Origin of the sequence: Saccharopolyspora oryzae (assembly GCF_027853915.1) — a bacterium.
Classification (GTDB): Bacteria; Actinomycetota; Actinomycetes; order Mycobacteriales; family Pseudonocardiaceae; genus Saccharopolyspora; species Saccharopolyspora oryzae.
This window is the reverse complement of the sequence record NZ_JAQGLA010000079.1, coordinates 1-25,470: the sequence shown is the minus strand read 5'-3', so window position 1 is coordinate 25,470 and position 25,470 is coordinate 1. Positions and strand designations below refer to the sequence as shown.

Annotated in this window: 25 protein-coding genes, 2 pseudogenes and 1 riboswitch; of the genes and pseudogenes, 12 read left to right on the top strand and 15 right to left on the bottom strand. The window is 70.6% G+C overall.

The features are described from left to right. Positions 1-72 precede the first annotated feature (72 nt). A complete protein-coding gene (locus tag OU415_RS31045) occupies positions 73-2,985 on the top strand; it encodes an FAD-binding and (Fe-S)-binding domain-containing protein (protein ID WP_270953003.1) in 2,913 nt (970 codons plus the stop codon). Here OU415_RS31045 and OU415_RS31040 read toward each other — a convergent pair. From OU415_RS31040 to OU415_RS31025, 4 genes are all read right to left on the bottom strand, one after another. Next, positions 2,979-3,170: a ubiquitin-like protein Pup gene (locus OU415_RS31040; RefSeq protein WP_270953001.1), complete on the bottom strand. Its 192-nt coding sequence runs from the start codon at positions 3,168-3,170 to the stop codon at positions 2,979-2,981. The two genes, OU415_RS31045 and OU415_RS31040, sit on opposite strands and share 7 nt — an antisense overlap. 321 nt (positions 3,171-3,491) lie before the next feature. Continuing rightward, positions 3,492-3,827, bottom strand: a complete 336-nt coding sequence (locus OU415_RS31035; protein ID WP_270953000.1) for a plasmid stabilization protein — start codon at positions 3,825-3,827, stop codon at positions 3,492-3,494. A 91-nt stretch (positions 3,828-3,918) separates the two neighbouring features. Beyond that, entirely contained in the window at positions 3,919-5,319 is a 1,401-nt protein-coding gene (locus OU415_RS31030) for an MFS transporter (RefSeq protein WP_270952999.1), read from the bottom strand. A 192-nt stretch (positions 5,320-5,511) separates the two neighbouring features. Next, the gene (locus OU415_RS31025; RefSeq protein ID WP_270952998.1) at positions 5,512-5,766 is read right to left on the bottom strand and encodes a PLD nuclease N-terminal domain-containing protein; all 255 of its coding nucleotides are present in this window, start codon (positions 5,764-5,766) and stop codon (positions 5,512-5,514) included. Positions 5,767-6,053: 287 nt separating this feature from the next. Here OU415_RS31025 and OU415_RS31020 point away from each other — a divergent pair, with 287 nt between their 5' ends. After that, complete coding sequence (locus OU415_RS31020; protein WP_270952997.1) at positions 6,054-6,485, top strand: DoxX family protein; 432 nt, start codon at positions 6,054-6,056, stop codon at positions 6,483-6,485. Here OU415_RS31020 and folE read toward each other — a convergent pair. After that, positions 6,465-7,064 carry a GTP cyclohydrolase I FolE gene (folE, locus tag OU415_RS31015; protein ID WP_270952995.1) on the bottom strand — a complete coding sequence of 200 codons (600 nt, stop codon included), beginning with the start codon at positions 7,062-7,064 and terminating at the stop codon, positions 6,465-6,467. The genes OU415_RS31020 and folE overlap by 21 nt on opposite strands. A gap of 177 nt (positions 7,065-7,241) precedes the next feature. On the opposite strand from folE, the gene OU415_RS31010 reads away from it, so the two are divergent. From OU415_RS31010 to OU415_RS30975, 8 genes are all read left to right on the top strand, one after another. After that, positions 7,242-7,934, top strand: a complete 693-nt coding sequence (locus OU415_RS31010; protein WP_270952993.1) for a helix-turn-helix transcriptional regulator — start codon at positions 7,242-7,244, stop codon at positions 7,932-7,934. Between the two features lie 195 nt (positions 7,935-8,129). After that, a complete protein-coding gene (pqqA, locus tag OU415_RS31005) occupies positions 8,130-8,267 on the top strand; it encodes a pyrroloquinoline quinone precursor peptide PqqA (RefSeq protein WP_270952992.1) in 138 nt (45 codons plus the stop codon). Positions 8,268-8,331: 64 nt separating this feature from the next. Then, a complete protein-coding gene (pqqD, locus tag OU415_RS31000) occupies positions 8,332-8,613 on the top strand; it encodes a pyrroloquinoline quinone biosynthesis peptide chaperone PqqD (RefSeq protein WP_270952990.1) in 282 nt (93 codons plus the stop codon). Further along, a complete protein-coding gene (gene pqqE / locus OU415_RS30995) occupies positions 8,606-9,691 on the top strand; it encodes a pyrroloquinoline quinone biosynthesis protein PqqE (protein WP_270952988.1) in 1,086 nt (361 codons plus the stop codon). The genes pqqD and pqqE overlap by 8 nt, the downstream gene beginning before the upstream one ends. Before the next feature lie 288 nt (positions 9,692-9,979). Then, a riboswitch (TPP riboswitch) is annotated at positions 9,980-10,092 on the top strand. Next, the gene (locus tag OU415_RS30990) at positions 10,085-10,681 is read left to right on the top strand and encodes an ECF transporter S component (protein WP_270952987.1); all 597 of its coding nucleotides are present in this window, start codon (positions 10,085-10,087) and stop codon (positions 10,679-10,681) included. (Overlaps the previous riboswitch by 8 nt.) Beyond that, the gene (locus OU415_RS30985; RefSeq protein ID WP_270952986.1) at positions 10,678-12,117 is read left to right on the top strand and encodes an ABC transporter ATP-binding protein; all 1,440 of its coding nucleotides are present in this window, start codon (positions 10,678-10,680) and stop codon (positions 12,115-12,117) included. The genes OU415_RS30990 and OU415_RS30985 overlap by 4 nt, the downstream gene beginning before the upstream one ends. Beyond that, positions 12,114-12,815 carry an energy-coupling factor transporter transmembrane component T gene (locus OU415_RS30980; RefSeq protein ID WP_270952985.1) on the top strand — a complete coding sequence of 234 codons (702 nt, stop codon included), beginning with the start codon at positions 12,114-12,116 and terminating at the stop codon, positions 12,813-12,815. Before OU415_RS30985 ends, OU415_RS30980 begins: the two co-directional genes overlap by 4 nt. 172 nt (positions 12,816-12,987) lie before the next feature. Further along, positions 12,988-13,623 carry a transglycosylase SLT domain-containing protein gene (locus OU415_RS30975; RefSeq protein WP_270952984.1) on the top strand — a complete coding sequence of 212 codons (636 nt, stop codon included), beginning with the start codon at positions 12,988-12,990 and terminating at the stop codon, positions 13,621-13,623. Here the strand turns inward: OU415_RS30975 and OU415_RS30970 are convergent. After that, positions 13,620-15,845, bottom strand: coding sequence for an excinuclease ABC subunit UvrA (locus tag OU415_RS30970; RefSeq protein WP_270952983.1), 2,226 nt, complete (start codon positions 15,843-15,845; stop codon positions 13,620-13,622). The genes OU415_RS30975 and OU415_RS30970 overlap by 4 nt on opposite strands. Positions 15,846-15,905: 60 nt before the next feature. Here OU415_RS30970 and OU415_RS30965 point away from each other — a divergent pair, with 60 nt between their 5' ends. After that, a complete protein-coding gene (locus tag OU415_RS30965; protein WP_270952982.1) occupies positions 15,906-16,877 on the top strand; it encodes a helix-turn-helix transcriptional regulator in 972 nt (323 codons plus the stop codon). 127 nt (positions 16,878-17,004) lie between these two features. Here OU415_RS30965 and OU415_RS30960 read toward each other — a convergent pair whose 3' ends face one another. The 6 genes and pseudogenes from OU415_RS30960 to OU415_RS30935 all read right to left on the bottom strand — a co-directional run bounded on the left by OU415_RS30960 (position 17,005) and on the right by OU415_RS30935 (position 22,623). Beyond that, the gene (locus OU415_RS30960; RefSeq protein WP_270952980.1) at positions 17,005-17,895 is read right to left on the bottom strand and encodes an alpha/beta fold hydrolase; all 891 of its coding nucleotides are present in this window, start codon (positions 17,893-17,895) and stop codon (positions 17,005-17,007) included. A 35-nt stretch (positions 17,896-17,930) separates the two neighbouring features. Beyond that, a pseudogene (locus OU415_RS30955) lies at positions 17,931-18,206 on the bottom strand (isocitrate/isopropylmalate family dehydrogenase); the annotation flags it as partial. After that, positions 18,207-19,550 carry a class-II fumarase/aspartase family protein gene (locus OU415_RS30950; protein WP_270952978.1) on the bottom strand — a complete coding sequence of 448 codons (1,344 nt, stop codon included), beginning with the start codon at positions 19,548-19,550 and terminating at the stop codon, positions 18,207-18,209. After that, positions 19,547-20,917 (bottom strand): cation:dicarboxylate symporter family transporter, encoded by a 1,371-nt coding sequence (locus OU415_RS30945; protein ID WP_270952977.1) that lies wholly within the window; start codon positions 20,915-20,917, stop codon positions 19,547-19,549. Before OU415_RS30945 ends, OU415_RS30950 begins: the two co-directional genes overlap by 4 nt. A 91-nt stretch (positions 20,918-21,008) precedes the next feature. After that, positions 21,009-21,761 carry a GntR family transcriptional regulator gene (locus OU415_RS30940; protein WP_270952975.1) on the bottom strand — a complete coding sequence of 251 codons (753 nt, stop codon included), beginning with the start codon at positions 21,759-21,761 and terminating at the stop codon, positions 21,009-21,011. A 55-nt stretch (positions 21,762-21,816) separates the two neighbouring features. Further along, positions 21,817-22,623 carry a sulfite exporter TauE/SafE family protein gene (locus tag OU415_RS30935; protein WP_270952974.1) on the bottom strand — a complete coding sequence of 269 codons (807 nt, stop codon included), beginning with the start codon at positions 22,621-22,623 and terminating at the stop codon, positions 21,817-21,819. 92 nt (positions 22,624-22,715) lie between these two features. Between OU415_RS30935 and OU415_RS30930 the strand changes: the two genes are divergently transcribed. After that, the gene (locus OU415_RS30930) at positions 22,716-23,480 is read left to right on the top strand and encodes an AraC family transcriptional regulator (protein ID WP_270952973.1); all 765 of its coding nucleotides are present in this window, start codon (positions 22,716-22,718) and stop codon (positions 23,478-23,480) included. Positions 23,481-23,534: 54 nt separating this feature from the next. On the opposite strand, the gene OU415_RS30925 is transcribed toward OU415_RS30930, so the two are convergent. From OU415_RS30925 to OU415_RS30915, 3 genes and pseudogenes are all read right to left on the bottom strand, one after another. After that, positions 23,535-23,867: a putative quinol monooxygenase gene (locus OU415_RS30925; protein WP_270952972.1), complete on the bottom strand. Its 333-nt coding sequence runs from the start codon at positions 23,865-23,867 to the stop codon at positions 23,535-23,537. A gap of 183 nt (positions 23,868-24,050) precedes the next feature. Beyond that, entirely contained in the window at positions 24,051-25,088 is a 1,038-nt protein-coding gene (locus OU415_RS30920; RefSeq protein WP_333779096.1) for a LysR family transcriptional regulator, read from the bottom strand. Beyond that, positions 25,088-25,470: pseudogene (locus OU415_RS30915) on the bottom strand (DNA polymerase III subunit alpha); the annotation flags it as partial. The pseudogene OU415_RS30915 and the gene OU415_RS30920, both read right to left, overlap by 1 nt.

Here is a 25,470-nt window from a genome sequence, read left to right as displayed (position 1 = left end):
TTCGCCGGGATGCTGAGCGCCGAGGCGGTCGAGCCGTTCCGCATCGCCTGAACCGACCGGAGGGACGCGGTGATGAGCAGGAACGCAACGCCGCAGAGCGCCGACGGGCTGCTGGCGGACCTGCGCCGCGAGGTCGACGGGGAGGTCCGCTTCGACCCGGGAACCCGCGGCGCGTACTCGACCGATGCCTCCAACTACCGCCAGGTGCCGATCGGGGTGGTCGTGCCGCGCACCGTGGTGGCCGGAGCGCGCGCGATCGAGATCTGCGCACGGCACCGGGCCCCGGTGCTCTCCCGCGGCGGCGGGACGAGCCTCGGCGGTCAGGGCACCAACGCCGCCGTCGTGCTGGACTGGAGCAAGTACTGCAACCGCGTGGTCTCGGTGAGCCCCAAGAACCGCACCTGCGTCGTCGAACCCGGGATCGCGCTGGACGACCTCAACCGGCACCTCGCCGAGCACGGCCTGCAGTTCGGGCCGAGGCCGTCGACGCACGGCCAGTGCACGATCGGCGGGATGATCGGCAACAACTCCTGCGGGGCCAGCGCGCAGCTCCACGGCAAGACCGCCGACAACGTGTCCCGGCTGGAGATCGTCACCTACGGCGGGCTGCGCGCCTGGCTGGGCCGGATGGACGAGGCCGAGCTGACCGAGCGCATCGAGTTCGGCGGTCAGCTCAGCGACCTCTGCCGCCGGCTGCGCGAGGTCCGGGACCGCTACCAGGACGAGATCCGGCGGCGCTTCCCCGACATCCCCCGGCGGGTGTCCGGCTACAACCTGGACTCGCTGCTCGGCGACGACTTCGACCTGGCGGGGCTGCTGGTCGGCAGCGAGGGCACGTTGGCCACCGTGCTGCACGCGGAGCTGGACCTGGTGCCGGTGGTGCCGGCCAAGGCGATGCTGGCGCGGGGCTACGACGACATCGCGGCGGCCGCGGACGCCGTCCCCCGGATCCTCGCGCACTGCCGCCCGGTGCAGGTGGAGGCCATCGACGACGAGCTGGTGCACTTCATGCGCGAGCAGGGCCAACACCTCGGCTCCGTCGCGATGCTGCCGCGCGGCCGGAGCTGGCTGCTGGTCCAGTTCGGCGGGGACTCCACCGAGTCGGCGGACCGCCAGCTGGCCGAGCTGCTGCGCGCGCTCGGAAAGTCCACATCGGACGGTGATGTGGCGGTGTCCGACGACCCCGAGCAGGAGCAGCGGATGCTCAACGCCCGCGAGGCCGGTCTGGGCGTCACCGCGAATCCCCCGGACATGCCGGAGAGCTGGGAGGGGTGGGAGGATTCCGCGGTCGCGCCCGAAGTGCTCGGCGACTACCTGCGCGATCTGCTCGGCCTGTTCGACGAGTACGGCTACGAGCGGCCGGCGCTCTACGGCCACTTCGGGCACGGGTGCGTGCACGTCCGCATCCCGTTCCGGCTCAAGACCGCCCGAGGCGTGGAGACCTTCCGGGACTTCGTGCGCAGCGCCGCCGATCTGGTGACCGCGCACGGAGGTTCGCTGTCCGGTGAGCACGGGGACGGCCAGGCCCGCGGCGAGCTCTTGGAGCGCATGTTCGGCCCGCGCATCGTCACGGCCTTCGCCGAGGTGAAGGCGGCCTTCGACCCCGCGGACCGGATGAACCCGGGCAAGGTCGTCGCCCCGCACCGGGTCGACGAGGACTTGCGGCTGGGCGCGGATTACCGCCCGTCGACGCCCCGCACGTTCCTAGGATTCCCCGACGACGGCGGCAGCTTCACCCGCGCGGCCCAGCGGTGCGTCGGCGTCGGCAACTGCCGGCGCAGCACCGGCGGCGTGATGTGCCCGTCCTACATGGTGACCCGCGAGGAGGAGCACTCCACCCGGGGCCGGGCCCGGCTGCTGTTCGAGATGCTGCACGGCCACGCCGATTCCCCGGTGCAGGACGGCTGGCGGTCGACCGCCGTGCGGGACGCGCTGGACCTGTGCCTGGCTTGCAAGGGGTGCAAGTCCGACTGCCCGGCCGGCGTGGACATGGCCACGTACAAGGCGGAATTCCTCGCCCAGCACTACCGGCACCGCATCCGTCCTCGCACCCACTACTCGCTGGGCTGGCTGCCGGTGTTCGCGCAGCTCGCCCGGCACGCGCCAGGCGCGGTCAACCTCGCGATGCGCACGCCGGTGATCGCAGACCTCGGCAAACGGCTCGCCGGGATCGCCCCGGAACGCACCCCTCCCCCGTTCGCGCACCGGGGTTTCCGGCAGGAGTGGCAGCGCCGCGGCCCTGCACCGGCCCCCGGCGACCGCAACGCCGTGCTGCTGTGGCCGGACACCTTCACCGAGCACTTCGAGCCGCGCATCGCGCGCTCTGCCGCTGCGCTGCTGGAAGACGCCGGCCTGCGCGTCGCAGTGCCGGATGATCCGGTCTGCTGCGGGCTGACGTGGTTCTCCACCGGTCAGCTCAACACCACCAAACGCGTGCTGCAGGGGTCGTTGCGGACTCTGCGGCCGTGGTTGGAGGCGGGAACGCCGATAGCGGGCTTGGAACCGTCGTGCAGCGCGCTCCTGCGCTCCGGCAGCCGGGAGCTGCTTCCCGACGACGAGGACGCGCGTCGGCTCCGGGACCAGTTCGCCACCTTCGCCGAGGTCCTCCAAGCGCGCGCACCGGAGGGCTGGCGGCCACCGCAGGTGGGCGGGCAGGCGATCGTGCAGCAGCACTGCCACCAGCACGCGGTGCTGGGCTTCGACGCCGATGCGCAGTTGCTCGACCGCGCTGGGTTGGACGCTGACGTGCTCGATTCCGGATGTTGCGGCCTGGCCGGTGATTTCGGGTTCGAGCGCGGGCACTACGAGGTGTCGATGGCGTGCGCCGAGCGCGTCCTGCTGCCCGCCGTGCGATCAGCGTCCCAGGACACCGCAGTCGTCGCCGACGGGTTCAGCTGCCGCGAGCAGATCCGCCACGGCGAACCGGAACGCGCCCCGGTCCACCTGGCGGAACTGCTCGGATCCCGGTTGCTCGACGACTACTGACCGCCCTTCTGCACGTAGGAGCGGACGAAGTCCTCGGCGTTCTCCTCGAGGATGTCGTCGATCTCCTCCAGCGCGGACTCGGTGTCGTCGTTGAGCTTCTCGCGCCGCTCGGCCCCGGTCGTCGTGGGCTCGTCGGCCGGCGCGTCGTCCTCCACCGGGCGCTGGTGGTTCTTCTCCTGTCGCATCGGCAACTCCCTGGTCGGCGTGACGTCCTCCTCTCACTACCCGTTGCGGCGCTTGGAGAATCCGGCACCTGGGAGGGCCTCGCCGCACGTTTCCGACGCGCCCGCGCCCGGGTACGGCTGGGGCGCACCTGTCCGGCTTCGACCTGTTGGGAATGGTCCGATTGGATCCGAACGAGGAGATCAACTCCGCTGAAGACACCCCGCGGACTCCGCAACCGGAGCCCGAGGAGGACGTGGACGAGGTGATCGCCCTGGGCTACGACTGATCGCACGAAGAACCGGCCGCCGGGCCGAGCACCCGGCGGCCGGTTCTGCTGCGGGTCAACCGCGGCTGAGCGCCTGTTCCAGCTGCGCCTTGGTCATCTTGGACCGGCCCCGGACGCCCAGGCGGCGAGCGTCGTCGTACAGCTGCTGCTTGGTCCGGCCACCGGGGCCCCCGCGCTTGCCCGATCTCCGGCCACCGCGCCGGTGCGGCGAGATGTCCTCGGTGGAGGTCCGGCTGCGCTGCTCGGCCTGCCCCTGCTGGGCGCGGTCCTTGTTGACCGTTCGAGCCGCGATCTCGCTCGCCCGCTCCGGGCTCGAGCCGTGTTCCTGGGCCTGCTGCTTGATGTGCTCGTACTGCCGTTCCTGCTTCTCGTTCCAGGCTCGCTGAGGCATTTGCGTCACTTCCTCCAATGCGCTCCGCAGCCCGTCGACTACCCGCAACACCGAGAAGTACGCCGGTTTCACCCCGGCCGGGAACGGGTATTCACTGTTCCTCGTCGCGTTCTTCCTCGACGCGTTCGCGGGCTTCGGCGCGGTCGGTGGCGGTGGGCTCGGCCCCGGGCAGGGCGCGGCCCGCGGGTTCCCGGGTGGACCACACCGCCAGCAGCCCCACCACTCCCGCCACGACGAGCAGGAACGCCGGAACGGTCGGCATCCCGGTCGCAGCCACCAGCGCCTCGGCGACCAGCGGGGTGGTGCCGCCGAAGAGCGCGACCGAGATGTTGAACCCCACCGACACCGCGCCGTAGCGGACCTCGGTCGGGAACAGCGCGGGCAGCGTCGACGGCATGGTGCTGCTGAAGCAGATCAGCATCAGCCCGATCACCAGCAACCCGCCGAGCACCGCCGGAATGCTGCCCACGCCCATCAGCAGGAACGCCGGGAACGACAGCACGATCAGGGCGATGCTGCCCAGCCCCGCGATCGGCAGCCGTCCGATCCGGTCCGAGAAGTTGCCCAGCACCACGATCAGCCCCAGCACCACCAGCATCGCGACCAGCACCAGGACCAGCGCGCTGGTGTGCTGGAAGCCGAGCACCGCCGACAGGTAGGTCGGCATGTACGCGGTGAGCACGTAGTTGGTCACGTTGAACGCCAGCACGAAACCGATGCACACGAGCATCGGGCGCCAGTGCTCGCCGAAGATCGTGCGCAGGCTGCGCCATGTCGCCGCGGGCCCGGACCGCTCCGAGCTCGACGACTCGCGGTAGGCGGGGGTTTCCCGCAGCCGGAAGCGCAGGTACAGGCCGATGATGCCCAGCGGCCCGGCCAGCAGGAACGGGATCCGCCAGCCCCAGGCCACCAGGTCCTGCGGGGTCAGCGCCAAGGTCAGCGCGATCACCAGCGCCGCACCCGAGGAGTAGCCGACCAGCGTGCCGAATTCCAGCCAGGACGTGGTGAACCCGCGCCGCCGGTCCGGCGAGTGCTCCGCGACGAACGTGGCCGCCCCGCCGTACTCCCCTCCGGTGGAGAACCCCTGGACCAACCGCGCCACCAGCAGCAGTGCCGGCGCCCAGACGCCGATGGTCGCGTAGCTGGGGATGAGCCCGATCGACAGCGTGCCCAGCGCCATCGTGCCCATCGTGATGGCCAGCACCGTCCGGCGACCGATGCGATCGCCCAGCGGGCCGAAGAAGAACCCGCCCAGCGGGCGCACCAGGAAGGCCACCGCGAACGTGGCGAAGGTGGACAGCAGCTGCGCGGTCGAGCTCGTCGGCGGGAAGAACACCTGGCTGATGATCATCACCAGGTAGCTGTAGACCCCGAAGTCGAACCACTCCACGGTGTTGCCGAGGGCCGCGGCGGCCACCGCGCGGCGGACCTCGCGTTCGTCCACAATGGTCGCTTCCGGCTCGCCCCCACGGCCCTTCCCGGCTGGCGGCATCGGGACCAACCCCCGTCGCACCGACCCCGCCCGCCCCGCGCCCCGGAGCAGACTTCCGGACACGTCCACGGGTACCCCCGCGCACGGTGCCGAAACCGCGGGCCCCGGGAAGGCGAACGCCCCGGCCGGGCGGTCGCGGTGAAGGTCACCGAGCGACTGCCGGCCGGGGCGCGGTCCTGTGCAGGTCGTGGGTCACGCCCGCTCGTAGGCGTTCCCGCGGCCGATGAGGAACCACAGGATGCTGCCGAGGAACGGTGCGACGAACACGAACACGATCCAGACCACCTTCATCCCGAAGCTCTGGGGCGAGCCGAGGACGCTGATCAGCGCACCGACGACCAGCACCACGTAGACCAGCACCGGGAGGGCGATCAGAAAGAGGAACAGGCCGCTCGTGAACGCCTCGTTGTCGAGGGCCAGGGAAGCCTGCTGGACGACTGCGTGCATGCTGCGCGCTCTCCTGTCCGCGCCGGTGGCGCGTCTCGTACCCCGTCGCGGGTTTCGCGGTCCCGCGATCAACTTCAGGGATGAAGGTATTTCGCAAGCACGTGCGCCCACATCCTCCCGGGCACTGGTTCCGCCGTGGTCCGCGAGTCGTACGCCTCGTAGGACTCCAGTCGTAGTCGATCCCCGTCGTCCACTGTGGTCGGGACGATCGGCGGATTGAAAACGCCCCCGCGCGGGCAGCCAGTTGGCGAACACCTCCGACCTGACGCGGAAGGGAGGCGTTCGACGTGGCGCAAGATGCCTGGGACCGGATCGGCGACGTCGTGCTCTCCGTCACGCGCATCGTCGTGTCGTTCCTCTTCGTGCTGCACGGCGCGGCGGCGTTGTTCGGAGTGCTCGGCGCCGGCGCCCCCACGCCCGTCGGGCTCTGGCCGGGGTGGTGGGCGGGCCTGATCCAGTTCGTCTGCGGCGGACTGGTCCTGATCGGGTTGGGCACCAGACCAGCAGCGCTGATCTCCTCCGGAGCGATGGCGTTCGCGTACTTCACCGTGCACCAGCCGCGCGGGCTGTTCCCCATGCAGAACTACGGCGAGCTGGCCGCGCTGTACAGCTGGTTCTTCCTGCTCTTCGCAGCGCTCGGCGCGGGTCCGTTCTCGATCGACGCTCTCCTGCACCGCGGGCGGAAGGCCCGCACCGGCTCAGGCGTTGACGCCGGTTAGGGCGAAGAACTCCTGCCGCGAGCGGGCGTCCTGGCGCAGCGTGCCCAGCAGGGTCGAGGTCACCGTGTTCGATCCGGTGGCCTGCACCCCGCGCAAGGTCATGCAGGTGTGCTCGGCTTCGATGACCACGCCGACGCCCTTGGGCTGCAGCTGCTCGGACAGCCAGTCGGCGACCTGCTTGGTGAGCCGCTCCTGCACCTGCGGGCGGCAGGCGAAGTGCTCGACGACGCGCGCCAGCTTCGACAGCCCGAGGATCCGGTCCCCCGGCAGGTAACCGACGTGGGCGGTGCCGACGAACGGCAGCAGGTGGTGCTCGCACACCGACCGGACCGGGATCGACCGCGCCAGCACCAGCTCGTCGTAGCCCTCCTCGTTCGGGAAGGTCGTCAGGTCGAACGGGCGCGGGGTGAACAGCTCGGCGTAGGCGCGGGCCATCCGGCCCGGCGTGCCCCGCAGGCTCTCGGAGTCGGTGGAGATGCCCAACGCCCGCAGTAGCTCTCCCGCCGCCTGCTCCGCGGCGCCGAGGTCGATCTCGCCGGTGGACTCGTGCGCGACGTGCAGGGCCGGTGCGGATGTCATCAACGTCTTCCTTCGCGTCATCGCGGCCGTCGGCGACCGCGGTGGTGGCGCGGGGCTCACCGTTATTTCGCCAATCAACGTTAGTCTTATTCGTGGAGCGTGGTCAATGCAGGTGGTAGTTGCATCACCTGGTGGATTCCACCCATTGAGATGTGCGCGAGACGCTAGGGTTGGAGCATGGAGAAGGCCGGTTCGGCGGTGACCGCGGTGGCCGCGTTGGAGGACGACCTGCGACGTGGGATGTACGACTACATCCGCCGCGCCCGGCGGCCGGTGGGCCGCGACGAGGCCGCCGAGGCGGTCGGCATCTCCCGCAAGCTCGCCGCCTTCCACCTCGACAAGCTCGTCGACGCCGGCCTGCTGTGCGCGCGCTACGCGCCGCTGGACGGGATCCGCAAGGTCGGCCGCACCCCGAAGGTCTACGAACCGGCCCGCACCGACATCCGGATCAGCATCCCGCCCCGCAGGCACGACCTCCTCGCCGAGATCCTGCTGGACGCCGTGCTCACCGAAGGCGACCAGGAGAACGCCGCCCAGGCCGCGAAGCGCGCGGCGCGCGAGCACGGGCATCGCCTCGGCGCCGCCGAGCGCGAACGCACCCGCCCCGGCCGGCTCGGCGCGGAACGCGCGCTGACCAGGGCCCGGGAGGTGCTCGCCGAGTACGGCTTCGAACCGGACCGCGAGGCGCCCGACTGCGTGCGGCTGCGCAACTGCCCGTTCCACCCGCTCACCGCCCGTTCCCCGGAACTGGTGTGCGGGCTCAACCACGCCTTCCTGAGCGGCTTCCTCACCGGATTCGAGGCGCGGTCCGTCGAGGCCGTGCTCGAACCGCGCCCCGGCGAGTGCTGCGCGTCCTTGCGCAGCGCGTAACGACCCCTGTACAGCCTGTAACGTCGATCCGGGACGAAAGCCCTGAATTCGACCTCTGACCTGCCAATACTGCCGCTGCGCGGTTACTGGGGCACTGCTGCGGAGCTATGCTGCACCTGCGATGGGCCCGGCTTCTCGGGGAGTTCTCCCGCGCAACCGCCGAGCCGTCGCGGAGTCGACGGAAGAGGTGTCACCGTGGAATCCGAAACCGCCCGCCCCGCCCTGCGGTGGGAGCCTCCGGAGTTCGAGGAAACCGTGTGGGAGCACCCGGACTACGTGGAAGTCCTGTGCACTTCCGAAGTGACCATGTACGCCGGTCGGATGGAGGACTAGCAGCAGCCGGGGGATCACGGCCACCGGCCACGATCCCCCGCCCGGCCGGACGAGGTGAGCGCGGATGACCACGGCGTTGCGATCGTCGAGCCGACCGGCCCTGGCCGCGCACGTGCGGCTGGCCTTCGACCGGTCGCGCGACCAGTACGTGCTGCTGGGGCCCGAGTCCGTGCTGGTCCTGAACCCGCCGGGGGCGTCGATCCTCGATCTGTGCGACGGGCACCGCACGGTCGCCGACATCGCGGCGAACCTGCGCGGCCGGTACGACCGGGTTGCCGACGAGGAGGTGACCGGCTTCCTCGACCGGCTCGTCCGCAAGCGGTACGTGGAGGTCGGTGATGACTAGCCCCTACGGCATGCTGGCCGAACTCACCTACGACTGCCCGCTGCACTGCCCGTACTGCTCCAACCCGCTGCGGATGGGCGACTACCGCGACGAGCTGACCACCGCGGAATGGCAGCGGGTGATCGGCGAGGGCCAGGACCTGGGCATCCTGCAGCTGCACCTGTCCGGCGGCGAACCGCTGCAGCGCCGGGACGTGGTGGACATCGTGCGCTTCGGCAGCGGGCTCGGCCTCTACACCAACCTCATCACCAGCGGGCTCGGCCTGTCCCGGCGACGGGCCGAGCAACTGCGCGAGGCCGGGCTCGACCACGTGCAGCTCAGCATCCAGGCGCACGAGGCCACCGCTTCCGACCGGATCGCCGGCACCCGCAGCTTCGACCGCAAGGTCGCCGCGGCCCACCTGATCAAGGAGCTCGGCTGGCCGCTGACGGTGAACACCGTGCTGCACCGGCTCAACATCGACCGGATCGCCGAAACCATCGCGCTGGCCGAGGATCTCGGCGCCGACCGCGTTGAACTGGCCAACACCCAGTACTACGGCTGGGCCCTGCGCAACCGCGCCGCGCTGCTGCCGAGCCGAGCCCAGGTCGATCACGCCGAGGAAGTCGTGCGCGCGGCCCGCACGCGCCTGAAGGGCCAGGTGGAGATCATCTACGTGCTCCCCGACTACTACAGCCGCTACCCCAAGCCCTGCATGGGCGGCTGGGGCTCGCACCAGCTCACCGTGGTGCCCAACGGCGACGTCCTCCCCTGCCCTGCCGCGCACGTCCTGCCGCTCCCGCACCCCAACGTCCGCACCGAGGCGCTGGCCCGGATCTGGTCGGATTCGCCGATCTTCCAGGCCTTCCGGGGAACCGGCTGGATGCCCGAGCCCTGCCGCAGCTGCCCCCGCCGGGAGGTCGACTTCGGCGGCTGCCGCTGCCAGGCCTACCTCCTGACCGGAGACCCGGCCCGCACGGACCCGGTCTGCATCCTCTCCCCGGACCACGAGATCGTCACCGAAGCGGTCCGAGCGGCCAACGAACAACCCCGCGAAAAGGTCCTCACCCCACGCCCCCACCCCCGCGACATCACATAGCACCACCTCGAACCGTGCACTGTGGACTCGGGCGGGCGGGACGATTTTGCTGAACTCAGCGGCTTTTCAGCGGAAGCATCCTGTCGAAACCGGATTCGATTCCAGGAGAACCGCTGCACGTATCGCATGGACTCCGCCGCGATCAGCCGTTCGCGCGCCTGGAGAACGAATCCACTGATCGCTACACCTGGTAGCTGAACCACTGCGGACCGTTCTCGTCCTCGGCCGGCATCGCTCCCCCGGATGGAGGCGGTGTTGAGAGCGGCGATGCGGGAGGTAATGTGTGGGGCCTGATGACAGGGGAGCGCCATCGTGAAGGGCGCTGAGAGTGCGGGTTGAGCCGCAGACCCTCCGAACCTGCTCCGGTTAGCACCGGCGAAGGGAGTTCAAGTGGTGCGCGGTGCCGCTTTCCGCTACCGGACGATCGATTTCGTGACCGTGGCCATGCTCGGTGTTGCGATCGGCGTCGCCTTTTGGGGTTGGTCCCAGCTCTACCAGGTGTTGAGCACCCTCTCCGTGTTCGCCTTCCCGCCCAGCGCCGGCCTCTTCGGGGGTGCCTGGCTGCTCGGTGGCGTGATCGGCGGGCTGATCGTCCGCAAGCCCGGTGCGGCGCTGCTGACCGAGGTCATCGGGGCTTCCGTCGAAGCTCTGCTCGGCAACAGCTGGGGGCTGTCGACCGTGGTGTCCGGGTGCATCCAGGGGCTCGGGGTCGAGCTCGTGCTGGGCGTGTTCCTGTGGACCCGGTTCGGCCCGCTGGTCGCCGCGCTGGGCGCTGCGGTCGCCGCGACGCTCGAGTCGTTCTACGAGTGGCAGTTCTACTACGTGGACTGGACGTTCCCGTACAAGCTGGCCTACCTCGGGTTCTTCGCGGTTTCCGGAGCCGTCATCGCCGGTCTGGGCGGCTGGGCGCTGGTGCGCGGGCTGGCCGCGACCGGTGCCTTGGACGCCTTCGGGCCCGGCCGGGAGCACCACGAGCGGACAGCGGTGTGACGATCTCGACGGGGCTGCGCGCTGAACTGCGGGGCTTCAGCTGGAAGCCGTTGGGGCGGCGCGCTCCCACGATCCACGAGCTCGACCTGCGCATCCGGCCCGGCGAGCGGGTTCTGCTGGCCGGGCCGAGCGGAGCGGGCAAGTCGACCGTGATCCACGCGCTGGCCGGTGTGCTCGGCGGCGCGCTGCCCGGCGAGGCCGGCGGGGACGTCCAGGTCGACGGCCAGATCGGGCTGGTGCTGCAGAACCCCGGGTCCGCGGTGGTGGCCGATCGCATCGGTCGCGATGCGGCGTTCGGGCCGGAGAACAGCGGGATCCCCCGCGAGGAGATCTGGCGGCGGGTCGCCGAGGCCCTCGAGCTGGTCGGCTTGGACTACCCGCTCGACCGGCCGACGTCGGCGCTGTCCGGCGGCGAGCTGCAGCGCCTGGCCCTGGCCGGGGTGCTGGCGATGCAGCCCTCGATGCTGCTGCTCGACGAGCCGACCTCGATGCTCGATCCCGGCAACGCCGACCGGGTGCGGGCCGCCGTGGCGAACGTGGTGACCAGCACGGGTGCATCGACGGTGGTCGTCGACCACCGGATCGGACCGTGGCTGGACCTCGTCGACCGGGTCGTCGTCCTCGACTCCACCGGTCAGGTCGTGCACGACGTCGACCCCGAGACCTGCCGGGCCCGGCTCACCCCCGAGCTCGGCCGCGCCGGGGTGTGGATGCCCGATCTCCCCGCGCCCGAACCGTTCGACGTGCCGGAAGCCGTGGTGGCTCCGGACGGCCCCGGCCCGCAGCTCGAAACCCACGACCTGGGCGTGGACCTGGTGACCCGGCGGATCCGCTCAACCGCAGCCGTCACCGCGCTCGACGGCGTCTCGGTCTCCGCGTCGCCGGGGCAGATCTCGGCGTTCACCGGCGCATCGGGAGCGGGCAAGTCCACGCTGCTCGCCGCGCTGGCCGGCCTGGTCCGCCCCGATCGCGGCAGCATCAGCGGCATGACCGTCCCGCTGCACCGGATGAAGTCGATCGAGCTGGCGAGGACCGTCGGATGGGTCCCGCAGAACCCGGAGCACGGTTTCCTCACCACCAGCGTCCGGCAGGAGATCACGCACACCGCAACGCGGCTGGGCACGACCGCCCAGGTCGAGCCGATCCTGGAAGTGCTCGGCCTGAGCGCGCTCGCCGACGCCAACCCCTATCGGCTCTCCGGCGGCGAACAGCGCCGCGTCGCGCTCGCCGCCGCGCTCGCGCACCGGCCCGGCGCGCTGATGCTCGACGAGCCCACCGTCGGCCAGGACCGCCACACCTGGGCTGCCATCGCCGGGTGGATGCGCGCCGCCGCGCGCTCCGGCGCCACTGCGGGCGTGTCCACCCACGATCAGACCCTGACCGACATCGCCGACCGCGAAACGCGGCTGCACCGCGGGCAGGTGGTGGCGCGATGAACGGTGTGCTGGGCAGGGTGAATCCCCTGGTGCTGGTCGCGGTGGGACTGCTGGCCCTGATCGCCTCGCTGGGCGTGCGCTCGCTGACCTCGGCGGTGATCACCACCTGCGTCTACGTGCTCGCCGGGTTGCTGATGCTGCCCGCGCGCTCCGGGCGTCCGATCCGGTTCGCGACCGTCCTGCTGGCCAGCGTGTCCGTCGCCTACTCGACGTGGCTGCTCGGCGGCGGGCACCTCGACGTCGCCGCCACCGCAGGCCTGCGCATCGCCGTGCTGGCGCTGCCCGGGATCGCCGTCGCACCGCTGATCGAGCCGATGGCGCTGGCCGATCAGCTCGGCCAACGCCTCCGACTCCCCCACCGGTTCGTCGTGTCGTTCGCCGCTGCGCTCCAGCGGTTCGAGCAGCTCGGCCAGACCTGGCAGCACCTGTCGCGGGCTCGCCGTTCGCGCGGGTTCGGGCCCGGTCGCGGGCCGGTCTCCCGGACCCGCCACGCCAGCTCCGTCACCTTCGGACTGCTGGTCACCACCATGCGCGAAGCCACCAGCGCCTCGATCGCCATGGACGCCCGCGGCTTCGCCCACGCCCACCGCCGCACCTGGGCGGAACCAGCGCCCTGGACCCGGACGGACACCACCGTGCTCCTGCTCGGCGCCCTGGTCGCCACTGTCCCGTACGTCGCCGAGGCGCTGATCAGCTGAAGCAGACGCCGACGCGCTGACCTGCGATGTCATCGTCTCCGCGAGGGTGCCCAAGGCCACCCACCGCGCCGTCCTTCATCGCCACCGCGTTGCCGGAGTGGCAGGAGGCGAAGTCGATGTCGTGCAGCGCGTCGATTGGTGGACGTGCATCGCGATCTGGTCGAATGTGGGCATGGGGCTGGAAACGGGCAGGAATCGGTGGCGGTGGCTCGCCGCGTGCGCGCTCGTCGCCGCGGCCACCGGATGCTCCGCGGGGCGCGACGCCGCCACCGAACCGGCCGCGCCGAGCGCCCCGGCTTCGGACTCGCCGAGCGCTGACGACCAGGATCCGGGGCGGTTCGCCGCGCAGGTGATCAACCACGCGCGGGAAGCCGGCGTCGATCCGCAGCTGGTGATGGCGATCTTGTACAACGAGTCCTACAAGCCGCACGACCCGGACACCGAACGGGCCTGGCTGCAGTTCAAACCGGACGCCGCGCTGGGCGTCGCCAACATGCACCGCGCCACCTTCGACGAGGTCAAGGCCAACCACGGCTTCACCGACCGCGATTGGCTGCAGCTCCCCGACGACCCGGACCTGGCCATCCAGGCCGCGTCCTGGTACCTGCACGACCTCTCCGCCTCGCTGCCCGATCAGCGGTCGGGCGCGCACACCACCGAGGAACTGCTGGCAGTCGGCTACAACGCGGGCCCCGGCAACATGCGAGCCGTCGCGAAGGGCACTTCCCCGGGCCCGCAGGCGCAGAACTACCTCGACCGGCTGCACGACAACTGGGACAAGGCGGGAACCGCCGTCGCGAACCGCTAACCGCGCAGTGCCCGCGCGGTTTCGGACTCCTCGCAGGCCATGAGCTGCTGCGGCGTGCCCGCGCAGATGACGCGCCCACCGCGGCGGCCCGGCCCAGGTCCGAGGTCGATCACCCAGTCCGCGCTGCGGATCACCTCGAGGTCGTGCTCGATCACGAGCACCGTGTTGCCCTGCTCGACCAGCCGGTCCAGGACCCGGAGCAGGACTTCGGTGTCGGACAGGTGCAGGCCGGTGGTCGGCTCGTCGAGCACGTAGCAGGTGGGCCCGTCCGCGCTGGAGAGCTCCTTGGCGATCTTCAGGCGCTGGCACTCGCCACCGGACAAGTCGGTCAGCGGCTGACCGAGCCGCAGGTAGCCCAGCCCCACGTCCACCAGGTCGCGCAGTGCTCGGCCGATCGCCGGTTCCGGCAGGCGGTGCACGGCGTCCGCGATGGTCAGCTCGTCGACGTCCGCAATGGACAGTCCGTCGACCGTGTGGGCCAGGACTTCAGCCGTGAACCGGCGGCCGGCGCACGCCTCGCAGACCGTCTCCTGCCCGTCCATGAAAGCCAGATCGGTGTAGATCACGCCGGCGCCCTGGCATGCTGGGCACGCACCTTCGGAGTTGGCACTGAACAGCTTCGCGCTCACGCCGTTGCGCCGCGCGAACAGCTTCCGGATCGCCGGGGCGATGCCGCAGTAGGTCAGCGGCGAGGAGCGGCGGTTGGTGCTCACCGGGCGCTGGTCGACGACGGTGGCCGGGTGTTGCGCGGCGAATTCCGCTGCCAGGCTGGACTTCCCGGATCCGGCGACCCCGGTCAGCACCGTCAGCACCCCGGTCGGCACGTCCACGGTCAGGTCGCGCAGGTTGTTGCGGCGAGCGTTCTCGATGCGCAGCTTGCCCGTGGGAACTCGGGGCATTCGCGCTCGGATCCGGGTCCGCAGAGCACGCCCGGTCGGGGTGTCCGCGGTCGTCAGCTCACCGAAGCTGCCCTCGAACACGATCCGCCCACCAGCACCGCCCGCGCCGGGGCCGAGCTCGACGATCCGGTCGGCGGCCCGCATCACGTCCGGGTCGTGCTCGACGACGAGCAGCGTGTTCCCCTTGTCCCGCAACGACTTCAGCAGTCCGATCATGGACTGCACGTCGTGCTGGTGCAGGCCGACGGTCGGTTCGTCGAACACGTACAGCATCTCGACCAGGCTGCTGCCCAAGTGCCGGACCGTCTTGATGCGCTGCGACTCACCGCCCGAGAGCGTGGTCGTCGGACGCGCCAGCGACAGGTAGCCCAACCCGATCTCGGTCAGCGCGCCGAGCTTGTCCAACAGCGCCGCCACGACCGGTGCGACTCGCGGATTCCGCACCTCGCTGACGACCTCGGCCAGCTCACCGATCTCCATCCTGCTCATCTCGCCGATGGTGCGGCCGAGCACCCGCGCCTCGCGGGCCGCCTCGCGCAACCGCTCGCCGTCGCAGTCGGGGCAGCGCGCCGAGCGGGTGCACCGGCGCAGCACCGCCTGCTTGCGTTCGGACATGTTGTCGGCCGTGTGCAGGTAGATGCGCTCGAAGCGGTCGACCACGCCTTCGTAGTCCTTCGGCACGCGCAGCGCTGACCGCTGCGCTGCCTCGCGGTGGAGGAGCGCCTCCAAGTCGGCGGCGGCCCAGTCCCGCAACGGTTTCGCCACGTCGAACACGCCGAGCTCCGCGTACTGCCGGTACCAGTACTGGCCGATGCCGAAGCCGGGCAGCAGGATCGCGCCCTGCTCCAGCGTTCGGTCCAGGTCCAGGATCCGCTCGACGTCGGTGGCCAGCGTCTCCCCCAGCCCCGCGCAGGTGGGGCACATCCCGGCCGGGTCGTTGAACGAGAAGTGGTTGGACTCGCCGACGTGCGGTTCACCCACCCGCGAGAACAGCAACCGCAGGTAGGTGAACGCGTCGGTGGTGGTGCCGACCGTCGACCGCGCGTTGCCGCCCAGCCGCTTCTGGTCGATCAGCACCACCGGCGAGAGCCCGTCCACCTCGGCGTCGGGGCGGCTCCACCTCGGCAGGCGGTTGCGCACGAACGGCGGGTAGTTCTCGTTCACCTGGTAGCCGGCTTCGGCCGCGATCGTGTCGAAGACCAGCGAGGACTTGCCCGAACCGGACACTCCGGCGAACACCACCAGCTCACCGCGCGGCAGGTCGAGGTCGAGGTCCTTCAGGTTGTGCGTGCGGGCGCCGCGGATGCGGATCGTCGAGCTCATACCGCGACGCTACGAACAGATGTGGCCGGATCCTGACCGCGATTCAGGGATGATGGGGTCATGAGCGATGTCACCCGGCGCCTGCTCGAACTGCTCGCCCACCTGCAGACCGGCCGCCGCTTCAGCGGTCCGGAGCTGGCCTCGCGGCTGCAGACCAGCCCGCGCACGGTGCGGCGCGACGTGGAGCGGCTGCGCGACTACGGCTATCCGGTCACGACCCAGCCGGGGCCGGGTGGCTTCTACCAGCTCGCCGCGGGCCGGGCGCTGCCGCCGATGGTGTTCGACGACGAGGAGGCCGTCGCGACCGTGGTCGGTCTCGGCGTGCTAGCGGCCAGCGCACCGCCGGACACCGACGCAGGAGGTATCGGCTCGGCGGCCGACCGCGCGTTCGGCAAGATCGACCAGTTCCTGCCGAAGCGGTTGCGGGCCCGGGCCACCGCCGTGCGCGCCACGCTCGAAGCGGCCGCGCAGACGGCCCCGCCGATCAACGCCGACGCGCTCGCCACGCTGGCCGCCGCGGCGGATCACCACGAGTACGTCACCTTCAGCTACACCACCCGCGACGGCACCACGTCGCAGCGCCGCATCGAGCCCTACCGGCAGGTGCACCTCCACCTGCGCTGGTACCTGCTGGCCTGGGACCGCGACCGGGCGGACTGGCGCACCTTCCGGCTCGACCGGATCAGCGACATCGCCGTCCCCGGCACCCGGTTCGCACCGCGCCCGCTGCCGGCCGAGTCCGCCGCCGAGTACCTGCGCGGGAAGCTCGCCGAGCCCCGCCACCGCGCCGTCGTCACCGTCCACTCCCCTGCGCCCAAGGTCGCCGACGTGCTGAAGTTCTCCGACTGCGCCATCGAACCGCTGGACGAGGAGCGCTGCCGGATCACGACCTGGGTCGACTCCTTCGAATGGCTGGTGCTCAACCTCGCCTTCTTGGACGCGGACTTCACCATCGAAGAGCCCGAGCAGTTCCGGACCCGCTGCCGCCAACTGGCCCACCGCCTCGACCTCGCGGCGCACGACCCGGAATGACCCGGCGCCCCAACGACTTTCCCGTCGCGGCTGACCGGACGCCGGCGGCTCAGCAGCGGGTACCGTGAGTCTTTTGGGTCGCTGGGGCAGCCCAAAAGACTCACGGATCCGGACGACTGGACGCAGATCAGGTCCGCTCGGCGAAGAAGGTCCGCAGGGCGGTGGCTGTTCGGGCGGGTTGTTCTTCTGGCACGTAGTGGTCGCACGGAAGTGCTTGGCCGCGCACGTCTTCGGCGTAGTCCTGCCAGACCTGGAGCACGTCGTAGTTGCGGCCGACGAAGCTGTGCTCGCCCCACAGCGCCAGCACCGGGCAGGTGATGGTGCGGGCCGAATCGGCTTCGTCGTGCTCGAGGTCGATCGACGCGGCCGCTCGGTAGTCGGCGCAGGACGCGGCGATCGCGGCCGGATCGGAGAAGCAGCGCACGTAGTCGGCCACCGCGGCCGGGTCGAACGGCGTTCCGCCGTGGTGGCGCGCCGACATCCGCGCCTTGATCCAGAATTCCGGGTCCCCGCCGATCAACCGCTCCGGGATGCCGCCGCCCGCGGCGAGGAAGAACCAGTGGTAGTAGCCGAGTCCGAACTCCTTGTCCGCGTGCTCGAACGCGTGGCGCGTCGGCACGATGTCCAGCACCGCGAGCGCGGTCACCGCCTCGGGGGCGTCCAGCGCCAGCCTGTGGCCGACCCGGCCGCCGCGATCGTGCCCGGCCACGCCGAAGCGCTCGAAGCCGAGCGCCCGCATGACGAGCAGCTGGTCCCGCGCCATCGCGCGCTTCGAGTACTCCGCGTCGTCCGGCCCCGGAGCGGGCTTGTCGCTGTCTCCGTAACCCCGCAGGTCGGTGAGCACGACGGTGTGCTCGGCGGCGAGCGCAGGAGCGACGTGGTGCCAGATCAGGTGGGTCTGCGGATATCCGTGCAGGAGGAGCAGCGGCGGGCCATCACCGCCCACCGCGCAGTTGATGCGGATCCCGTCGGCGTCGACGGTCTGCTGCTCGAAGGAACTGGGCAGCGGGACACCCATCTGGTCTCCTCCTGGTCGTGGTGGATCGGCCCGGCTCAACGGCCGACGAACTCCAGCACGGTACGGGTGAACTCCTCGGTGGTGGCCGTGCCGCCGAGGTCCGGCGTGCGGATCCCGGTACGCGCCAGCACCGCGGCCATCGCCTGCTCGACCTCGGCTGCCGCCTCCGGGTGGTCGAGGTGGTCGAGCAGCATCGCTGCGGTCCAGATCGCGCCCACCGGGTTGGCGATCCCCCGGCCGGCGATGTCCGGCGCGGAACCGTGCACCGGCTCGAACATCGACGGGAACTCGCGCTCCGGGTTGATGTGGGATCAGGTGCCGACGACGTCGGTGGTCATAGTGCGAGCGCTGCCCAGGTAGTTGGCCGGATCGCAGAGCTCGTCGATGCGGCTCTCGCCGAGCTGCGCGACGAGGTCGGGATGGCGGCGCAGCTCGTCGGCGAGGTCCGCACCGGTCTCGATCGCGTTGCGGCACGCGTCGTAGACGACTTCGTGCGCGCGCTGGCGACCGAGCACCGGGGCTACGGCCATCATGACCGCCTCAGCGACGATGAGCCCACCGGTGAGCGCGGTGTTGGCCCGCATCCGGTCGACGTCGACCTCCAGCCCACCGAGCATGAACTCGGCCTGGTGCAGCGAAGCCGCCACGAGCTGGAACGCCTCCGGGACGGTGGCCCATTCGACGTGCCAGGGTCCGGTGGCGCGCTCGAAGTCCTGCATCAGCGCATCGAGCATCGTGGCGGCTCGGTCGCGCAGGAGTTTCGCGGCGGCGACCATCAGCTCGCTGGAGATCGGGTTGCGCTTCTGCGGCATGGTCGAGCTCGCGCCCCGGCCCGGCACGAAGGGTTCGGCGAGTTCGCCGAACTCCGACGAGCACATCATCATCACGTCCCAGCCGATCTTGCCCAACGATCCGCCGATCGCGGCCAGCAGCGAGACGAGCTCGTTGAGCCCGTCCCGGGCCACGTGCCAGGTGATCTCGGGATCCCGCAGCCCGAGCTCGGCGGCGAGCGCAGCGCGGACGGCCAGCCCAGCGGGGCCGGTCCCGAGCGAGGCGAGCGTTCCGGCAGCGCCACCGAACTGGACCATGAGGTCGCGTTCTCGTGCCTGGGCGAGGCGCTCGCTGTGCCGGTCTAGCGCCGAAACCCACACCGCAGCGCGGAATCCGAACGTCACCGGCAACGCGTGCTGGAGGTGGGTGCGACCGGCCGTCACGGTGTCGACGTGCTCCGCGGCGAGGCGGCGCAGCGCGGCGCGCACCCGGTCGAGAGCCGCCGCGACGAGGTCGAGCCCGTCTCGGCACTGCAGCATCGTGGCGGTGTCCATGATGTCCTGCGTGGTGGCTCCCCAGTGCAGGTAGCCGCCCGCCTCGCCGCACTGCTCCGCGAGCTGGGTGACCAGCGGCAGCACCGGGTAGCCGACGTTCTCGGTGTCGGCCCGGAGCCGCTCGTGGTCCAGCGCGTCCGGGCGGACCGAGTCGCTGATCGCCTGCGCGGCTTCGTGCGGCACGATGCCGACCTTGGCCTGGGCTCGGGCCAGCGCGGTCTCGGTGTCGGTCATGCGCTGGACGAAGGTTCCGTCGCTGAAGACCTCGCGCATCTGCGCGGTCGAGAACATCTCGCGGTAGAGGAAGGAATCGAAGACCGTGCTGTTCACTGTGGACTCCCGGAGTTCGTGGCGGTGGCGGGCACCTCGGCGGACGGTTCCAGTTCCGGGGCGTCGTCGTCCCGGTCGAGAGAGGACGGGTCGGCGAGCACCTGGCGCAGGCGGGCCCGGTCGAGGTCGCCGTTCCAGCGGGCGATGACCGCGGTGGCCACGACGTTGCCGAAGGTGTTGCAGGTGGCGGTGGCCATCGACATGACCCGGTAGACGCCGAAGAGGATCGCGACGCCCTCGATCGGGAGGTAGCCGGTGGCCGTCACCGTCGAGGCGAACACCACGAACGTGCCGCCGGAGACGGTAGCCGCGCCCTTGGACGTCAGGAGCATGATCACCAGCAGGCCGAGCTGCTGCTCGAAGCCCATCGGGATGCCGTAGGCGTTGGCCAGGAACAGCGTGCACAGCGCCATGTAGATCGAGGTGCCGTCGAGGTTGAACGCGTAGCCGGTGGGCATCACCAGGCCGACCGTCTGGCGGGACAACCCCATCCTCGGCAGCTTCTTGAGCAGACCGGGCAGTCCTGCCTCCGACGAAGCGGTGCCGAGCACCAGGGTCAGCTCGGTGCGGACCGCGCGCAGCAGCCGAAAGACGTTGATCCCGGCGGTGAGGCAGACCCCGCCGAGGACCACGACGATGAACAGGATCACCACGATCCAGTACTGCGCCACGAGCTCGGCCAGGGCCAACAGCATCGCCGAGCCGTTGGTGCCCACCGAGTAGGCGATCGCGCCGAAGGTCCCGATCGGTGCCAGGCGCATGATCACGTTGATCAGGGCGAAGAAGCCTTCGGAAGCGGTCTCCAACCCCGCCGTGAAACGCGCTTGCACCGCGGGGGCGAGGGTGAGCACCCCGATGCCGAGCAGCACCGCGACCACCACGACCTGCAGCAGGTGACCCGAGCTGAACGCGCCGACGAAGTTGTCCGGCACGACTGCGGCGAGGAACCCTTCGTCGTCTCCCCCGCCGGTCGGTGCCCCGCTGGTCGGGTGCGCGCCGCTGAGGGCACCTGCCCCGATGCCGACGCCCGAGATGTTGCCGGCCAGCAGACCGAGCAGGAGCGCGACCGTGGAGACGACCTCGAAGTAGATCAGGGCGACCAGCCCGGTGCGGCTGGCCTTCTTCAAGTCCCCGGCGGCGGCGATCCCCATCACGACGGTGAGGAAGACCAGGGGTGCGACACCGATCTTGATCAGGTCGAGGAACGTGTCCCCGACGACCTTGAGCCGCGCCGAGAACGCCGGGAACAGCGCACCGACCGCGATCCCGAGGACGATCGAGATCAGGACTTGGTTGCCGATGCTGGTGTACCAGCGCGATCTGCGTTTCCGGCGGCCGCTCGCGAGGAGCTCTTCCGCTGATTTCATCGAACACCTCTTTGTGTCTAGACACATTTATGTCTAGACACAAAATGGCCGGACGTGGCCCGGATGTCAATGGGTGTCTTGCACCCCGGGCCTAGGCGGACCCGGACCGGACGAGCGTCGTGCGGTAGCTGAAGGTGTCGCCGGGGTGCACGCCGACCGTGGTCTCGAACAGGTCGCCGGTCGCGTCGTAGTAGTGCCGGACGAACTCCAGCGCCGGGCTGCCCGGTGGCAGCCCGAGCGCTTCCGCAGGCTCGGTCGGGAGCGCGATGGCTCGGACCCGCTGCACGACCCGGTGCGTCGAGCGACCGGTCCGCTCCCGAAGGAGATCGCTGATCAAACGCGTGCTCTTGTCGAGGTCGTCGGCGACGGCCGCGGCGTCGTCCGGCGAGAGGTAGACCTGCGACCAGGAAACGGCCGAACCGTCCGGCGCGCGCCGGACGGTGGTCAGCCGAGCGAGCACCGCACCAGGCGGCAGGTCCGCGGTCGCGGCGAGCTCGGACCCGACGGTGACCTCCTCGGATGCGGTGACCTCGCGGACCGCGTCCCGCCCGTACTGGACCAGTTCCTCGAGACTGCCCAACGACGTGTCGAAGCGCTGCACCGGCGTGAGCCGCTCGACGCGGGTGCCGTCCCCCTTGCGCCGGGACACCAGGCCCCGGGCCTCCAACTCGCGCAGCGCGTTGCGCAACGTCTCGCGGGAGACCTCGAACGACGACGCCAGCTCGGGCTCGGGAGGCATCCGCTCACCAACCGCCCACCGCTGGGCTGCGATCTCCTCCGCCAGATCCCGAGCGATCTGCAGGTAGCGCGGCTCCTTGGTTCCGTTGACAGCACGAACCTCCATGCTCGTCATCGTCGCACGCCCCCAGCGCAGGTGATCGGCAAGCACCGCGCCGCCGTCAGGTGAGGGCGGTGACGATCATCGTGATCATGACGACCACCAGGAGGGCGACGTAGGCGATCGCGTGCACCCGGTCGGGGATCTTGCCGACCAGACGCTTGGTCAGCGCGATGGTCGGCAGGGAGCCGCAGAGCAGGATCGCTCCGACCACGAAGTTGACGTGGCCGATCTGGCCCGGGTAGGTCGCCGTCGGCGTGGCCAGGGCGTAGACCGCGGTCCCGGCGACGGCGACCGGGATGCTGAGCGGATTGGCCATCGCGGCGGCGTCGGCCATGGGCAGGCCGCGGCGCCGCAGCAGCGGCACGGTCAGGACGCTGCCGCCGACGCCGAGGAAGCTGGCGACCGCACCGATGCCGACTCCGCCGGCCGTCGAAGCGACCTTGCCCAGGGGTCTTGCGCCCTCGGCATCGCGGGAGTTGTCCAGGAATCCGCGCCGGGCGAGGCTGTCGACGATGGTGACCGCGAGGTAGGCGATGAACAGCACGTGCAGCACGGACTCCGGGGCCCAGTTCGCCGCGACCGCACCGAGAACCGCGCCGAGCGCGATGAACTCGAGCAGCGGGTGGAGGTGTTCCTTGCGCAGGCGGCCGGACCGGGCCTGCGCGATGGTCGCCGTGGAGGCGTTGACGATCATCACCGCGGTCGAGGTGGCCACCGCAGTGTGCATCGCGTCGGCCCCGGTCGCCGCGGAGACGACCGCGAACACGACCGGCACGATGATGAAACCGCCGCCGAATCCGAACAGGACCGTGGTCACACCGGTCAGGCAGCCGAAGCCGAGCAGCACGAGGGAGGAGACGAGCACCCGGCCACGGTAGGACCGGCCGCGATTGGCGCACAATCGATGTTGCGCCACACCCGTTCGAGTTCACGCCACCGGTCGGTTAGCGTGGTCCGGTGCGCAACGTGCCGCTGGACGAAGTGGACGGGATCGATCGCGCCGTCCTGGCCATCGGCACCGACTACCCTCCCGGCCACCTGCTGGCCTTCCACCGGCACCGCCGCGCTCAGCTGCTGTACGGCGCGACAGGGGTCATGCAGGTCGAGACGGCGGACAGGAGCTGGACGGTGCCGCCGCGCCGCGCGGTGCTCATCCCGCCCGGCACCGACCACCAGGTGCTGATGGACGGGGTCAGCACCCGCAGCCTCTACCTCGAGTCCTCGGCCGTCCCGTGGTTCCCGGCGCGCTGCCGGGTCGTGGACGTCTCGCCGCTGCTGCGCGAGCTGCTGCTCGCCGCGGTGGACATCGCGCCGGAGTACGACCGGCACGGCCGGGACGGGGCGCTGGTCGAGCTGATCCTGCACGAGATCCGGAACCTGGCGCCGCTGCCGTTCGACCTTCCGCTGCCCGCTCGGGCGGACCTCCGGGAGCTCTGCGAGGCGTTCCAGGCGGCCCCGAACATCCGCGAGGCGCCGTCCGGGTGGGCCGCCCGCCTCGGAGTCAGCGGCCGCACGTTCAACAGGTTGTTCCTCGCCGGGACCGGTCTCAGCTTCCAGCACTGGCGCCAGCGCGCCTGCGTCCTGCACGCCATCCGCCTGCTCTCCGCGGGGCTGACGGTCACCCGGACCGCGGCGGAGCTCGCCTACGACACCCCGGCTGCCTTCTCCACGATGTTCCGCAAGCAGACCGGAACGGCGCCGAGTTCCTTCCAGCCGCGCTGATTCCACAGTGGAAGCGCGCCCCTGCGGCCTCGACCGCAGAGGCGCGCGCCCGGCTCAGTTGCCTTCCGGCACGGCCATTTCGCCCAGCGGCGACCAGTCGTCCTGCGGGACCTCCATGTTGATGACCCGCGGGGTCTCGACCAGGTGCGGCGGCAGTTCCTGCTGCGCTGCCTTGAAGTGCGCCGAGTTGACGTGCGCGCCACCGGCCTCGCCGTCGCGGAAGGCCTCGACCAGCACGTACTCGTTCGGGTCCTCGAGGCTGCGGGACCAGTCGAACCACAGGCAGCCCGGCTCGGCACGGGTGGCCTCGGTGAACGAGCGGGCGATCTCGGGCCACCGGTCCGCGTGCTCGGGCTTGACGCGGAACTTCGCGGTGATGAAGATCATCGACTTCCTCCTCCTGCTACTGCCTTTCCGGCCCGTTCTACCCCGGCGCCGATCGCCCCGCGCGCGGGCGGGGTGCGACTTGCGATTCCGATCACGGGGTGAGGATCGCCCGTTTCGTCCCCAGGAGACCAGCGTACCCACGGGTAACCCGCTGGTGATCCTGCTCAGGATGGAGTCGCGACATCAAGCTTCCGGAACCGCCTTCGAACCGCCGAGAGCCGCGAAGCTCCCCGCTCGGACCTCGGCGGGTGGGAGCCATTGGGTCTCCGGATCGAACGTCCGGAAGCCGGCCGTGACATGGTCGATGAGCAGCGGCAGCGCGGGATGCCGGTTGTTGCGCATCCACAACATCGAATGGGGGTAGACGGGAGTCGGTTCGACGATGGGCACTTGGACGATGTCGGGGTGCCACGGAGTGCGCAGCCGCTGGCCGCCGAAGGTGTACCGGTCGCGCGATGAAGCGATGTCGTCGAGCAGGTTGTCCCACCCGAAGTCCGGGCCGGACGTGTCGATGGTGAGCCCGAAGCACCGGGCTAGGTCGTCGTAGAAGTCCGCCCATTCGCTACCCGGCTCGTTGCACGGCATCCAGGCGGTCAAGCCGACGAGCTGGGCGGGCCGAACCTGACGCTGCGCGGCAAGGCCGTGTTCGCGACCGACGACGATGTGGAGGGGTTCGAGGTAAGCGGGGACGCTCTCGATACCCGGCTCCACCTCGCCGACCACCCTCGCGAACGCGACATCGATGGATTCGTTCGCGAAGGCCGACCGCGCGCTCCGGAGCCCCCGGGACACGATGACGTCGATCGCCACCTCGTGGTGGGTTTCGTGGAAGGTCCTGATCAGCTCGGTCGCAACGAGACGGGTGCCGAGCACGTCCACCCGCAGCGGGCGGTCGCCGTGCCGCATCGACGCCACCGCTCGGTCGGCCAGTGCCACGAGGGCACGGGCGTGCGGCAGGAAGGTCGCACCGTCCTGGGTGAGGAGGATGCCGCCTCGGGCTCGCTGGAACAAGCTCGTGTCCAGCGCACTTTCGAGCTTCGCGATCCGTCTGGAGACCGCCTGCTGCGTCAGTTCCAGTTGATCCGCCGCCGCTCCGAAGTGCTGTTCGTCCACCACGGCGACGAACGCCCGGACCGCGCCGAGATCCAGCTCCATCCTGCCCTCCCACGAGTGCTCCGGGCAGTGCCGCCCGAGGCCGACAGTACAAGCCAGGTTCCGCATCAGGACCCGCTCGAGGCGATACGTGTTCCGCGGAGAGCTTTGAGCTCCCCGAAGAGGGCGGGGCTGGGGTCGACGGGGTAACGGTCCACCGCCAACCTGGTCCGGCGGTTTCCATGCCGGATCACGACGCGCAGCGGGATACTCCCCCGGTGGGCGCGCAGTGTTGCGCGGAGCTCGTGCACGTAGTCCAGGTTGACGTGGCGGGCCTCCACTTCCACGGTCAACGACGCTACCTCCGGGCCGGTTTCGGCTGCGGAGATGTCGACCGGCACCGCGTCGGAGGCGAAGACGCTGATGGTGCCCTCGCGCTCGTTGATGCGGCCCTTGACCGCCAGCGCGGTGTCCTCGACCAGGCAGTCGGCGAACATCTCGTAGGACTTCG